Annotated in this window: 9 protein-coding genes; 4 read left to right on the plus strand and 5 right to left on the minus strand. The window is 74.5% G+C overall.

Annotation, left to right across the window (positions count from 1 at the left end; genetic code table 11):
- The first annotated feature begins 143 nt into the window (after positions 1 to 143).
- The 3 genes from recQ to AD017_RS27850 are packed head-to-tail and all read left to right on the plus strand — an operon-like array spanning position 144 to position 3323.
- The gene (gene recQ / locus AD017_RS27840) at positions 144 to 1949 is read left to right on the plus strand and encodes a DNA helicase RecQ (RefSeq protein ID WP_060576659.1); all 1806 of its coding nucleotides are present in this window, start codon (positions 144 to 146) and stop codon (positions 1947 to 1949) included.
- A complete protein-coding gene (locus AD017_RS27845) occupies positions 1946 to 2689 on the plus strand; it encodes a gamma-glutamyl-gamma-aminobutyrate hydrolase family protein (protein WP_060576097.1) in 744 nt (247 codons plus the stop codon). Before recQ ends, AD017_RS27845 begins: the two co-directional genes overlap by 4 nt.
- Positions 2690 to 2732: 43 nt before the next feature.
- On the plus strand, positions 2733 to 3323 hold the full coding sequence (locus AD017_RS27850) for a DinB family protein (protein ID WP_227012617.1): 591 nt from the start codon (positions 2733 to 2735) through the stop codon (positions 3321 to 3323).
- Here AD017_RS27850 and AD017_RS27855 read toward each other — a convergent pair.
- The 5 genes from AD017_RS27855 to AD017_RS27875 form a co-directional block, all read right to left on the minus strand.
- A complete protein-coding gene (locus AD017_RS27855) occupies positions 3310 to 5562 on the minus strand; it encodes an ATP-binding domain-containing protein (protein WP_227012879.1) in 2253 nt (750 codons plus the stop codon). The two genes, AD017_RS27850 and AD017_RS27855, sit on opposite strands and share 14 nt — an antisense overlap.
- A 213-nt stretch (positions 5563 to 5775) precedes the next feature.
- The gene (locus tag AD017_RS27860) at positions 5776 to 6438 is read right to left on the minus strand and encodes a hypothetical protein (protein ID WP_060576098.1); all 663 of its coding nucleotides are present in this window, start codon (positions 6436 to 6438) and stop codon (positions 5776 to 5778) included.
- 55 nt (positions 6439 to 6493) lie between these two features.
- Complete coding sequence (locus AD017_RS27865) at positions 6494 to 8869, minus strand: glycoside hydrolase family 65 protein (protein WP_010235648.1); 2376 nt, start codon at positions 8867 to 8869, stop codon at positions 6494 to 6496.
- Positions 8866 to 9597: a beta-phosphoglucomutase family hydrolase gene (locus AD017_RS27870; RefSeq protein ID WP_060576099.1), complete on the minus strand. Its 732-nt coding sequence runs from the start codon at positions 9595 to 9597 to the stop codon at positions 8866 to 8868. The genes AD017_RS27865 and AD017_RS27870 overlap by 4 nt, the downstream gene beginning before the upstream one ends.
- A gap of 73 nt (positions 9598 to 9670) precedes the next feature.
- The gene (locus tag AD017_RS27875) at positions 9671 to 11332 is read right to left on the minus strand and encodes a histidine kinase (RefSeq protein ID WP_168172294.1); all 1662 of its coding nucleotides are present in this window, start codon (positions 11330 to 11332) and stop codon (positions 9671 to 9673) included.
- Positions 11333 to 11405: 73 nt separating this feature from the next.
- Between AD017_RS27875 and AD017_RS27880 the strand changes: the two genes are divergently transcribed.
- Positions 11406 to 13949, plus strand: coding sequence for an RNA helicase (locus AD017_RS27880; protein WP_060576101.1), 2544 nt, complete (start codon positions 11406 to 11408; stop codon positions 13947 to 13949).
- Positions 13950 to 13995 lie beyond the last annotated feature (46 nt).

Below are 13995 nucleotides of genomic sequence, written 5' to 3' on the forward strand. Positions count from 1 at the left end.
CCGTGTTCGACACCTCCGACCCGGACGAGATCCCGCTCCCGCCCGAGCCCGAGGACGTCGAGGCGGACCCGCCCCCGCCCGAGGAGGCGCCGGAACCGGCCGGTGCGGCGCCCGCCCCCGTCCGGTCGTCCGACCCGCACGAGGTGCTGCGGCGGGTGTTCGGCTACGACGCGTTCCGCGGTGACCAGGAGGCGATCGTCTCCCACGTCACCGGCGGCGGCGACGCGCTGGTGCTCATGCCCACCGGTGGCGGGAAGTCGCTCTGCTACCAGGTCCCGGCGCTCGCCCGGTCCGGCACCGGCGTCGTCGTCTCGCCGCTGATCGCGCTGATGCAGGACCAGGTGGACGCGCTGCGGGCGCTCGGCGTCCGCGCCGGGTTCCTCAACTCCACCCAGGACGCCGACGAGCGGCGCCTCACCGAGCAGGAGTTCCTCGCCGGCGAGCTGGACCTGCTCTACCTCGCCCCGGAGCGGCTGCGGGTCGAGTCGACCGTGCGCCTGCTCGAGCGCGGCCGGATCGCGCTCTTCGCGATCGACGAGGCGCACTGCGTCGCGCAGTGGGGGCACGACTTCCGGCCCGACTACCTGCTGCTCTCGGAGCTGCCGAAGCGCTGGCCGGACGTGCCGCGGATCGCGCTCACCGCGACCGCCACCGACGCCACCCGCACCGAGATCGCGCAGCGGCTCCAGCTGACCGGGGCGCGGCACTTCGTCGCGAGCTTCGACCGGCCGAACATCCGGTACCGCATCGCGCCGAAGAACGAGCCGCGCAAGCAGCTGCTGGACCTGCTGCGCTCCGAGCACCCCGGTGACGCAGGCATCGTCTACTGCCTGTCCCGCAAGTCGGTCGAGCAGACCGCGGAGTTCCTCGGCTCGCAGGGGATCGCCGCGCTCCCCTACCACGCGGGTCTCGACGCCGAGGTCCGCCGCCGCAACCAGTCCCGCTTCCTGCGCGACGACGGCCTGGTGATGGTCGCGACGATCGCCTTCGGCATGGGGATCGACAAGCCCGACGTCCGGTTCGTCGCGCACCTGGACCTGCCGAAGTCGGTCGAGGGCTACTACCAGGAGACCGGTCGTGCGGGCCGGGACGGCGAGCCGTCGACGGCGTGGCTGGCCTACGGGCTGGCCGACGTCGTCCAGCAACGGAAGATGATCGACGACGGCGAGGGCGACGCCGCGCACAAGCGGCGCCTGGCCCAGCACCTCGACGCGATGCTCGCGCTGTGCGAGACCACCGAGTGCCGCCGCGCGCAGCTGCTGCGCTACTTCGGGGAGAGGCCCGCCACCGAGGCGTGCGGCAACTGCGACACCTGCCTGACGCCGGTGTCGTCGTGGGACGGCACGGTCGCCGCGCAGAAGGTCCTCTCGACGGTGTGGCGGCTCAAGAAGGAGCGCAACCAGGAGTTCGGCGCCGGGCAGGTCGTCGACATCCTGCTCGGCAAGCGCACCCCGAAGGTGGACCAGCACCGCCACCACGAGCTGTCGGTGTTCGGCGTCGGCACCGAGCTGACCGACGTCGCGTGGCGCAACGTGCTGCGACAGCTGGTCGCGCGCGGGCTGCTGACCGTCGGCGGGACCTACTCGACGCTGCGGTTCACCGACGACTCCCCCGCCGCGATGCGCGGCGAGCAGAAGGTCATGCTGCGCACCGAGCCGGAGCGGACGGCGCGGTCGTCGCGGTCGCGGGGCGGGTCGAAGCCGGCGGTCGAGATGCCGGCCGAGGTCGCGCCGGTGTTCGAGCGGCTGCGGGCCTGGCGCGCGTCGGCGGCGAAGGAGCAGGGCGTGCCCGCCTACGTGATCTTCCACGACGCGACGCTGCGCGAGATCGCGACGCGGGCACCCGCCGACCGTGCCGCGCTGGGCACGATCTCCGGGATCGGCGAGGGCAAGCTCGCCCGGTACGGCGACCAGGTCATCGACGTCCTGCGCGGGGGTGACGACGGGTGAGGCCACTGATCGGGCTGACCGCCTACACCGAGCGCGCCACCTACTGGATCGTCGACGAGGAGGAGACGGTCCTGCTCCCCCGCGGCTACCTCGACATGGTGTCCGCGGCGGGCGGGATCCCGGTGCTGCTGCCGCCGACCGCCGACGCCCCGGACGCCGCCGTGTCGTGCGACGGGCTGCTGGTCACCGGCGGGCCGGACATCGGCGCCGGCCGCTACGGCGCCGCACCCGGCCCGCACGACGACGACCCGCGCACCGAGCGCGACGCCGCCGACCTGGCCGCCGTCCGCCGGGCGATGGAGCTGGGCATCCCCGTGCTCGGGGTGTGCCGCGGGCACCAGCTGCTCAACGTGGCGCTCGGCGGGACGCTGCACCAGCACCTGCCCGACGTCGTCGCACCGGAGGTGGCTGCCGCGCACTCGGCCGGGCCCGGGACCTACGCGCCGGTCGGGATCACCACGGAGCCGGGGTCCCGGATCGGGGAGCTGCTCGGCTCCGGCCCGGTGACCGTCCGCTGCCACCACCACCAGTCGATCGACCGGGTCGCCGACGGCCTGCGGGTCACCGCCCGCGCCGGGGACGTCGTCGAGGCGGTGGAGGCCCGGTCCGGGGCCTGGGCGATGGGGGTGCAGTCGCACCCCGAGCGCAGCCCGGACGACCTGCGTCTGGCCCGGGCGCTCGTCGACGCGGCACGGGAGCGGCGGGCGGCCGGTCCCCCGCCGGTACGCCGGGCCGGGTGAGGCGCCGGGTCGAGGACGGCGGGTGTCCGCGTCGGGCTCTACCGTGCCGGGCATAACGCCCACCACCACGGACATCGACTGGAACGCCGAGCTGAGCGCGCAGCTCACCTTCCACTGGGAGACCACGCTGCGGCCGCGGCTCGCGGGCCTCACCGACGAGGAGTACCTCTGGGAACCGGCGCCCGGTGCCTGGAGCGTCCGGCCGCGGGCGGAGTCCGTCGCGTCGCACAGCGCCGGGGCCGGTGACCTGGTCGTCGACTTCGCCTTCCCGGAGCCCGACCCGGCCCCGGTGACGACGATCGCCTGGCGGCTCGCCCACGTGATCGTCGGGGTGTTCGGCATGCGGAACCACTCGCACTTCGGCGGGCCGCCGGTCGACTACGCCTCGCACACCTACGCCGGCACCGCCGACGGCGCGCTCGCCCAGCTCGACGAGGTGTACCGCCGCTGGACCGAGGGGGTGGCGGCGCTGGGGGCCGGCGGCCTGGCCCGGCCGTGCGGGCCCGCGGAGGGGCCGTACGCGGACGCGCCGCTGGCGACGCTCGTCCTGCACATCCACCGCGAGGTGATCCACCACGGCGCGGAGATCGCGCTGCTGCGCGACCTGTACCGGGCGGGGGTCACCCCCGGCTGATCCGCTTCAGCACCGGCGGCAGCTGGCCGGAGTACAGGACGCCGAGCCGCTGCGTCGCCCGGGTGATCGCGACGTGGAGGTCGTTCAGGCCGCGCGGGGACTCGTCGAGCATCTCCTGCGGCTCGACGACGAGCACCGCGTCGAACTCCAGGCCCTTCGCCGCCGTCACAGGCAGCACGACGACGGCCGTGTCCAGCTCCTCGGTGTCCGCCTCCGGATCGGTCACCCCGGCCGCGGCGAGCGCCGCCCGCACCGGCTCCAGGCGCGCCGACGGCACCAGCACCGCGGTCCGGCCGTCGCCGACGGCGTCGCGCTCGGCCGTCACCCGGTCCACCAGCACCTCGTCGGCCCCGGTCTCCGGGAGCGGTGCCGCCCACGGCGGCTCCCCCGTCGAGCGGACCGACGACGGCGGTTCCAGCGAGGCGTCGATCTCGGCGAGCACGTCGTCGGCGACGTCGGCGATCTCCGACGGCGTCCGGTAGTTCACCGTCAGCTGCTCCAGCCGCCAGCGGCGGGCCACGAACGGCGACAGCACCTCGTCCCAGGACCCGGCTCCGCCCCGGTCGCCGGTCTGCGCGATGTCCCCGACCAGCGTCATCGAGCGGGCGGGCGCGCGGCGCATCACCATCCGCCAGGCCATCGCGGACAGCTCCTGGGCCTCGTCGATGATCACGTGCCCGTAGGTCCACTCCCGGTCCGCCGCGGCCCGGTCGGCGGTCGAGTCGTACCGCGACACCTGCATCCGCTCGGCGAGCCGGTCGGCGTCGATGATGTCGGTCGCGCGCAGCAGCTCCGGGTCGAGGTCCTCCTCCAGATCGAGGACGTCGAGCACGCCCTGCGCGTACTCGACCTCCTCCCGGAGCGCGGCGGCCTCCGCCGCGGCCTGGGCGGCGCCGTCGTCGCCGAGCAGCTCGGCGGCCTCGTCGAGCAGCGCCACGTCCGCGGGCGTCCAGCGCCGGTCGTAGGGGACGTCGTCGCCCGGGGCGTCGCGCTCCAGGAGCCGCCGCTGCTCGGCCGGGATCCGCCGGGCGACCGAGTTGAGCCGCTTGCGGTCCGCGAACAGGTCGCTGAGCAGCTGCTCCGGCGACAGGGTCGGCCAGAGCTCCTCCATCTCGCGCCGGACGTCCGGCGACTCGGCGAGCTCGTCGCGGATGTCGTCGATGTCGCGCCGGTCCAGCAGCTCCGCCCCGACCCGGCGGGCGACCTGCTGGGCCAGCAGCCGCAGCAGCTCCTTGCGGAACGTGCGGCGGGCCTCGTTGTGCGGCTTGCGGGACCGCCGGGCCCGGGTGCGGGCCTGGGTGACGGTGTCGCGGTCGAGTACGACCCGCTGCTGCTCGACGACGAGCTCGATCGGCCGGCGCGGCACCTGCTGGCGGTCCCGGACGGCTGCGGCGACCACCGGTGCGAGGTCGGCCCGGCCCTTCAGCTCCGCGGTGGCGGGGTCCTCCTCGCGGCGGGCGTCCAGTCCCGGGTAGAGCTGCGCGACGGTGCCGAGGACGACCGAGGTCTCGCCCAGCGACGGCAGCACCTGCCCGATGTAGCGCAGGAACGTCGGGTTCGGCCCGACGACGAGCACGCCGCGCCGCGCCAGCCGGTCCCGGTGGGTGTAGAGCAGGTACGCCGCGCGGTGCAGCGCGACGGCCGTCTTGCCGGTACCCGGGCCGCCCTGCACGACGAGCACCCCGGACGGCTTGGAGCGGATGATCCGGTCCTGCTCGCCCTGGATCGTCGCGACGATGTCGCCCATCCGCCCGGTGCGGGCCTCCGACACGGCGGCCAGCAGCGCGGCCTCGCTCGTGAGGCCGGACCCGGCACGGGCGCGCTCCTCGGCGTCCATGTCGGACAGGTTGAGCGGCTCGTCGTCGATCGCGACGACCTCGCGCAGCCGGGTCCGCAGGTGCCGGCGCCGCCGCATCTCCTCCGGGTTCGCCGCCGTCGCGGTGTAGAACGGCCGCGCCGCCGGCGCGCGCCAGTCCATCAGCAGCGGCTCGTACTCGTTCTGCTCGTCGAGCAGGCCGATCCGGCCGACGTAGCGGGTCTCGCCCGCGTCGGTGTCGAGCCGGCCGAACGCGAGGCCGTGCTCGGCCGCACGCAGCGCGGCCAGCTTGTCGGCGAGCAGCGCGGCCGCGGCGTCACGCTGGGTCAGCGCCTGCGGGGTGCCGACGGTCTCGTCGCGCAGGGTCGCGGCGAGCCGCGTCGCGGTGTCGCGACGCCGGTCCTCGAGCTGCTCGTAGAGCATGCCCACGTACGTCTTCTCGTGGGCCAGCTCCGGGTCGTCAGCGGGATCGCCGGCAGTGGCAGGAGTGGGTTCGGGCACGGCGCGGGGATCCTCCACCGAGAGGGCGTACACGACCGCGCTGCCCGGTGGCGGGAGATGTCCCGTCGCCCGGCGGCGCGACGAACCAAAGTACCAGTAGTGCGCGATCGGCCGCGGTGCGCGCACCGACGGCGGTCACCCCGCCTGCGGGGCGATCTCTGCGCGGATCCGGACCTGCGTGCCGTCGAGCCGCTCGATCGTCGCCTCCGGGACGGGGTCCGTCCCGGTGCAGGTCACCGCGCGACCGGCGGGAAGCTCGCCGGGGCACTCGAGGTGGACGAACTCGTCGCGGCCGCCGGCCTTCAGCGCGCTCCACACCGTCATGGTCACCGCGACCGTCGGCGAGCTCCCCGAGAAGCGCCGGAGGTCGGTCTCGGTGTCGACCCGGGTGCCGGAGGCGGCGGCGCCCGGCCCGGCAGGGCCGGTGGCGACCGGCACGGAGCCGGACACCGTGATCCGCCACTCCCCCGACGACGGCAGCCGCGCGAGCTCGTGCTGCTTCAGCGGCCGGCCGCGGTCGTCCCCACCCCATCGGCCGTCCAGGCGCACCGCGGCCCACCCGGCACGGTCGGCCGAGGTCAGCCGGCACCCGCTGCGGTAGGCGCCGTCGGGGGACTCCGCCGGTTCCTCGCAGGACGCCGTGACCTCGACCCCGTCACGGGCCAGCAGGTGGGACCGGACGGCGGCCTCGATCTCCGCGCGGTCCGGCCGGGTCCCGGGCGAGGCGACCCACACCCACAGCCCGAGGAACCCGGCCACGACCACGAAGAACAGGACCCATGCCCCAGGACGCCGCATACCGGACAGTCAACCCGGTGGGCCGCCCGTCCGGTACACGCAGGACCACGGAGGTTCAGGCGCGCTGGCGCGGGGCCCGCCCGTAGGGCTGCTCGACCGGCTCCACCCAGTCCGGGGTCGGCGTCGGCGCCGTCACCGGGGTCTCCCCGTCGAGCGCGATCGGCTCGTCGTGGTGCCGCAGACGCATCGGGGCGCCGTCGTGCAGCTGGTACTCGACCTCGTCCGGCGTGATCGTCACCCGCAGCCTGCGGCCCTGCCACTTCAGCCCGAACGAGATCCGGGACAGCGACGGCGGCAGCACCGGCGCGAACGACAGCCCGTCGGCCTCGCAGCGCATCCCGCCGAAGCCGAGCACGACCGCGGTCCAGGTGCCGGCCATCGAGGCGATGTGCATCCCGTGGTCGGTGTTGCCCGCCAGGTCCTGCATGTCCACCAGGGCGGCCTCGGCGAGGTACTGGTGGGCCAGCTCCAGGTGCCCGGTGCGGGCCGCCATCACCGACTGGGTGCACGCCGACAGCGACGAGTCCCGCACCGTGATGCCCTCGTAGTAGGCGAAGTTGCGGCGCTTCTGCTCGTCGGTGAAGGAGTCCGGGAAGATCTGCATGGCCAGGACGAGATCGGCCTGCTTGATCACCTGCTTGCGGTACAGGTCGAAGTACGGGTAGTTCAGCAGCAGCGGGTACCGCTCGGCCGGGGTGTCCTCGAAGTTCCACCGCTGGTGGTCGGTGAAGCCCTCGGACTGCGGGTGCACGCCGAGCCGCTCGTCGAACGGGATCAGCATCGCGCCCGCCGCGTCCCGCCAGGACGCGATCTCCTCGGAGTCGACGCCCAGCCGGGACGCCGAACGCGGGTGCTTGGCGGCGACCTCGGCCGCGTAGCGCAGGTTCTGCTGCGCCATGAGGTTGGTGTAGACGTTGTTGTCCGCGATCGAGGAGTACTCGTCCGGGCCGGTGACGCCGTCGATCCGGAAGTTGCCGGCCGAGTCGTGGTGGCCGAGCGAGCGCCACAGCCGGGCGGTCGCGACCAGCAGCTCCAGCCCGACCTCGAGCTCGAACGTGGTGTCGCCGGTCGCGTGCACGTGCCGCTTCACCGCGTCGGCGATGTCGGCGTTGATGTGGAACGCCGCCGTGCCCGCCGGCCAGTAGCCCGAGCACTCCTGGCCGCGGATCGTCCGCCACGGGAACGCCGCGCCCTTGAGGCCCAGGGTCTCGGCACGCTCGAACGCCAGCGGGAGGATGGACTTGCGCCAGCGCAGCGCGTCGGCCGCCGCGTCCGGCGCGACGAACGACAGCACCTGCAGGCAGAACGTCTCGGTGTCCCAGAAGGTGTGGCCGTCGTAGCCGTCGGCGGTGAGGCCCTTGGCCGGGATGCAGCGCCGCTCGGCACGGGCACCGGCCTGCAGGATGTGGAACGTGGCGAGCCGGACCGCCTGCTGCAGCTCGGCGTCGCCGTCGATCTCGACGTCGGCGGTGGCCCAGAAGTCGTCGAGGTACTCGCGCTGCTCGCGGACGAGTCCGTCCCAGCCGGTGTAGCGGGCGGCGGCGATCGCCGCACGCACCTGGTCGTACACCGCGGGCAGGCTGCGCCGCGACGACCAGCCGTAGGACAGGTACTTGACCACCCGCAGCGTCTCGCCCGGCTTGACCCTCGCGATGATCGTCGTCCGGGCGAGGTCCTCGTTGGCGTCGGTGGTGACCTCGACGCCGTCCGGCCCGAAGACCTCGTGCTCCATCGCGGCGCCGCACCGCAGGCCGGACTGGCGGGTGCGGTGCACCAGCGTCGCCCCGGCGTCACCGGCCCGGGACTGCTCGGGCTCCAGGACGTTGTCCAGGGCGCTGTCCAGCCGCGGGTCGTCGCCGTTGCGGCCGGGCAGCTGCTCGTTCGCGACCAGCTCGGACTGCAGGACCAGCAGCGCGCCCTCGCCGTTGTCGTCGTCCCCGGCGTGGACCACCTCGACCTCGTAGGAGATCGCCGCGATCGCGCGCTGGGTCAGCGACACCAGCCGGGTGGAGCGCACCCGCACCGCGCGCCCGGCCGGGGACTCCCACTCCACGTCCCGCTGCAGGGTCCCGGCCTGCATGTCGAGCACCCGCTCGTGCTTGCGGAGGGAGCCGTAGCGCAGGTCGAACGGCTCATCGTCGACCAGCAGGCGGATCAGCTTGCCGTTGGTCGTGTTGATGATCGTCTGCCCGGACTCCGGGTAGCCGTAGCCGCCCTCGGCGTAGGGCAGCGGGCGGACCTCGTAGAACGAGTTCAGGTAGGTCCCGGGGAGGACGTGCGGCTCACCCTCGTCGAGGTTGCCGCGCAGGCCGATGTGCCCGTTGGACAGCGCGAAGACCGACTCGGTCTGGCCCATCGCGCCGAGGTCCAGGCGCGGCTCGCGGATCACCCACGGCTCGGTGGTGAACGTGGGCAGGTGGTCGGGCTTCACGAACGCTCCAGCAGGTCGGCGAGATCGGTGACGACGACGTCCGCGCCGTGCTCGCGCAGCGCGGCCGCCTGGTCGAGACGGTCGACGCCGATGACGGCGCCGAAGTCCCCGGCGCGGCCGGCCTCCACACCGGCCAGCGCGTCCTCGAACACGACCGCCGCGGAGCGCTCGACCCCGAGGTCGGCCGCGGCGGCGACGAAGGTGTCGGGTGCGGGCTTGCCGGGCAGCCCCCGCTCCCGTGCGGTGACGCCGTCGACGCGGTGGTCGATGAACGTCTCCAGGCCGGTGACCCGCAGGATCTGCTCGGCGTTCGCACTGGAGGAGACCACCGCGGCGGCGAGCCCGGCGTCCTTCACGGCCTCCAGGTACCGGCGCGAGCCGGCATAGACGTCGACCCCCTCGGTGATCTTCGTCTGGACCAGCGCGTTCTTCCGGGTCGACAGGCCCCACAGGGTCTCGGTGTCGGCGGAGTCGTCCGGGGTGCCCTCGGGGAGCTCGATGCCCCGGGACGCGAGGAAGCTGCGGGTGCCCTCCAGGCGCGGCTTCCCGTCGACGTAGGGGCCGTAGTCGGCCCCGGCGTCGAACGGGGTGAAACCGGCACCGTCGCGCGAGCGCAGGTACTCGTCGAACATCTGCTTCCACGCCGCCGCGTGCACGCTCGCGGTGTCGGTCAGCACGCCGTCCAGGTCGAACAGGCACGCACGTGTGCCCTCGGGCAGCCCCAGCATGGCGCGCACGCTATCCGGATCGATGAAGTCCGTCGCGCCGGGGCGGCGACTCCGTTACCCGGTCACGCGGGCGTTACTCGGCGGGTGCGTCCAGCGGCAGGCTGAGGAGGACGAGCGGGGCGCGGGCGGCACCGCCGGGGACGCCCGGCCGGTCCGCCGTCCGGACCTCCACCCGGCAGGTGCCCGTGACGAGACGCACGTGCACCGTCCCCCCGGCGGTGGCGGGCTCGATCTCCTCCTGCACCCCGCGCCGGACGGCGGCGAGCACCGCCAGCGGCGGGACGGCCGCGGCCGGGTCCACGCCCGCCGTCCGCGGGTCGTCGACGTCCGACTCCAGCCGGGCACCGAACCGGGTCCGCTCGATCTGCAGGTACGCCCGGACCGCGGCGAGCTCCTCGTCGAGCCGGATCGCCGGCTCCTCGGCCCGGTCCGCCGCCCGGGACAGGTCGGCGAACCCGAGCAGCAGCTCCCGGGCGCGGGGCGGGTCGGTCCGGACGAGCGAGGCGATCGTGTTGAGGGTGTTGTAGACGAAGTGCTGTTCGAGCCGCCGCGACAGCGGTCCGTGCCAGGGGCCCTCGGGCGCCGGGGCCGGGGCCTCCGGCGGGACGGCCTCGCGGACCCGGATCCGGACGGTCTCCTCGGTGGCCGGAGTGGTCGCCGGGGCGGGGGTCGCGGCGGGGGGCGGGGCCGCGGCCGTGCGGACCGGCACCGTCGCGCCACCGCCGCCGGGCGGCTCGCGGCGCGCCGGGGCCGGGTCGCGCAGGTCGTCGTCCTGGGCGTCCGGGGGGACCAGGCCGCGCCAGGACGGCAGCGCGAGCCGGCCCGCGGCCGTCCGGCCCCGGTGCTCGACGGCCGCGACGAGACCGGGCGCGAGCCAGCGGGCGTCCGCGGCGATCCCCTCCGGCACGTCGGCGGGCGGGCGGCCCGGACGGGCACCCAGCACCGTGCGGGCGTCGCCGTCGGCCGCGCCGATCCCGACCCGGCCGACGTAGACCGGGCCGTCCGCACCGGGCAGCGCCAGCAGCACGGCCGCGATCCGTTCCCGGCCCGCCGTGCTGCCGGCCGGGACCCAGCCCGCGACCTGCACCTGACGGCGCCGGCGCAGCGGTACCCGCAGCCAGTTCCGGGTGCGCCTGCCCGGCTGGTAGGGCACGTCGAGACGCTTGAGGTGCAGGCCGTCGAGCCCGTACTGCTCGGCGGTGCGGACGACGAGATCGGCCTCGTCCAGCCCGAACGACGGCGGCACCAGGATCGTGGGCCCGGCCAGTCCGAGCGCCTCCAGCTCGGCCCGGCGGCGCCGGTAGGGCAGCTCCAGCACCCGGCGGCCGTCCCTCCAGAGCAGGTCGGTCACGACGTAGCCGACCGGCACCTCTGCGCGCAGCCCGTCGTCCGGGGCGACGGTCGCGGTCCGGCGCAGCAGCGGCCCGCGCGAGGGGCGGCCCGCCTCGTCGAGCGCGACGACCGTGCCGTCGAGCACCATCCCACCCGGTGGCGACTGCTCGCCGAGCACGGCCAGCTCGGGGAACGACCGCGTGACGCTGCGCGCCGTCGACGAGAGCAGCCGCACCCGGCCCGGACGCACGTAGGCCACGCAACGGTGGCCCTCCCAGCCGAACTCCACGGCCCACCGGCCCGGGTCGGTCGCGTCGCCGAGCTCGCCGGCCGCGGGCAGCATCGGCGGGACGAGATCGGGCAGGGTCGGGCCCTGCTCGCCCGTCGCAGCGCCCCCGCCCACGGACGACACGGTAGTCGGGCGGCTGCGCGGCCCTGCCGTCCGCTCCCGGGCGGCCAGGCACAATCGACCCATCATGACGCTGACCGAGCGACTCCGACGCACCGCGGGCCCCGACGGCTCCCCCGATCCCGCCGAGCTGGTGGACACCTTCGCCGACTGGGCGTTCGACGAGCGCGGCCTGTCGCTCTACCCGGCGCAGGAGGAGGCGCTGCTCGAGCTGGTCACCGGCGCGAACGTCATCCTCTCCACGCCGACCGGCTCCGGGAAGTCCCTCGTCGCGATGGGGGCGCACGCCGCGGCGCTGGCCCGCGGGGAGCGCACCTTCTACACCGCGCCGATCAAGGCGCTGGTCAGCGAGAAGTTCTTCGCCCTGTGCGAGGTGTTCGGTGCCGACCAGGTCGGCATGCTCACCGGCGACGCCGCGGTGAACGAGAAGGCCCCGATCGTCTGCTGCACCGCGGAGATCCTCGCGAACCTCGCGCTGCGCACCGGGTCCGGCGCCGACGTCGGCTCCGTCGTGATGGACGAGTTCCACTTCTACGCCGACCCGTCCCGCGGCTGGGCCTGGCAGGTCCCGATCGTGGAGCTGCCGCAGGCGCAGTTCCTGCTAATGAGCGCGACGCTGGGCGACACCTCGTTCTTCGCCGAGGACCTCCGGCGCCGCACCGGCCGGGAGACCGCGGAGATCACGTCGGTGGAGCGGCCGGTGCCGCTGCACTTCCGCTACGTCGTCGAGCCGCTGCACGAGACGATCACCGAGCTGCTGGCGACGAAGGAGGCGCCGGTCTACGTCGTCCACTTCACCCAGCAGGCCGCCGTCGAGCGGGCGCAGGCGCTGATGAGCGTCAACGTCACGTCCAAGGAGGACAAGGCGGCGATCGCCGAGACGATCGGGAGCTTCCGGTTCAGCTCCGGGTTCGGCCGCACACTCTCCCGGCTCGTCCGGCACGGCATCGGCGTGCACCACGCCGGGATGCTGCCCCGCTACCGGCGGCTGGTGGAGACGCTCGCCCAGGCGGGGCTGCTCAAGGTCATCTGCGGCACCGACACCCTGGGGGTGGGGATCAACGTCCCGATCCGCACGGTGCTGTTCACCGCGCTGTCCAAGTACGACGGCCGCCGCGTCCGCCCGCTGAAGGCCCGCGAGTTCCACCAGATCGCCGGCCGCGCGGGCCGGGCCGGGTACGACACCGTCGGCACCGTCGTCGCGCAGGCGCCCGAGCACGACATCGAGAACGCGAAGGCCCTCGCCAAGGCCGGCGACGACCCGAAGAAGCGGCGCAAGGTGCAGCGCAAGCAGCCGCCGGAGGGCTTCGTCGGCTGGTCCGAGACGTCGTTCGAGAAGCTGCAGCAGGCCCGGCCCGAGCCGTTGACCAGCCACTTCGAGGTCACGCACGCGCTGCTGCTGAACGTGATCAGCCGGGGCGGCGACACCTACGCGGCGATGGAGCACCTGCTCACCGACAACCACGAGCCCCGCAAGCGGCAGCGGGCGCACATGCTCCGTGCGATCGCGATCTACCGTGCGCTGCGGACCTCGGGCGTCGTCGAGGAGTACGACGAGCCCGGCGCCACCCGGCGCCGGGTGCGCATCGTCGACGAGCTGCAGCTCGACTTCGCCCTCAACCAGCCGCTGTCGCCGTTCGCGCTCGCCGTGTTCGAGCTGCTGGACCAGGAGTCGCCGACCTACGCGCTCGACGTGCTGTCGGTCATCGAGTCCACGCTCGACGACCCGCGCCAGGTGCTCGCGGCCCAGCAGAACAAGGCCCGCGGTGAGGCCGTCGCCGCCATGAAGGCCGACGGCCTCGAGTACGAGGAGCGGATGGCCCGGCTCGACGAGGTCACCCACCCGAAGCCGCTCGACGAGATGCTCCGGGCCGCGCTGGAGACCTACCGGCGCGGTGCGCCGTGGGTCGCCGACGCCGAGCTGTCGCCGAAGTCGGTCGTCCGCGACATGAGCGAGCGGGCGATGACCTTCACCGAGTACGTCTCGCACTACCAGCTCGCCCGCTCCGAGGGCCTGGTCCTGCGCTACCTCGCCGACGCCTACCGGGCGCTGCGCCAGACCGTGCCCGAGCACGACCGCACCGAGGAGCTGACCGACCTCATCGAGTGGCTGGGCGAGCTCGTCCGCCAGACCGACTCGTCGCTGCTCGACGAGTGGGAGAAGCTCGCCGCGGGTGCCGACGCCGAGGGCGGCGAGGTCACCCCGCCCGGGGCCGAGATCGCCACCGGGCCGTCCGGGCTCACCGGCAACGCCCGCGCCTTCCGGGTCATGGTCCGCAACGCGATGTTCCGCCGGGTGGAGCTGGCCTCGCTCGGCCGGTACGCCGAGCTCGGCGACCTCGACGCCGACGCCGGCTGGACGGCCGACCGCTGGCGGGAGGCCCTGGACCCGTACTACGACCTGCACGACCGGATCGGCATCGGCCCGGACGCGCGCGGTCCCCAGCTGTTCGACCTCACCGAGGAGGCGGACCGCTGGCTCGTGCGTCAGGTCCTCGACGATCCGGCGGGCGACCGCGACTGGGCGGTCACCGCCGAGGTCGATCTCGCGGCCTCGGACGAGGCGGGGGTTCCCGTCGTGTGGGTGACGGCGGTGACGGACGGGTCCTGACGGCCCCGGACGGGCCCCGTGATGTAACCCGGTCGGCCCCACCGGA

Origin of the sequence: Pseudonocardia sp. EC080619-01, assembly GCF_001420995.1 — a bacterium.
Classification (GTDB): Bacteria; Actinomycetota; Actinomycetes; order Mycobacteriales; family Pseudonocardiaceae; genus Pseudonocardia.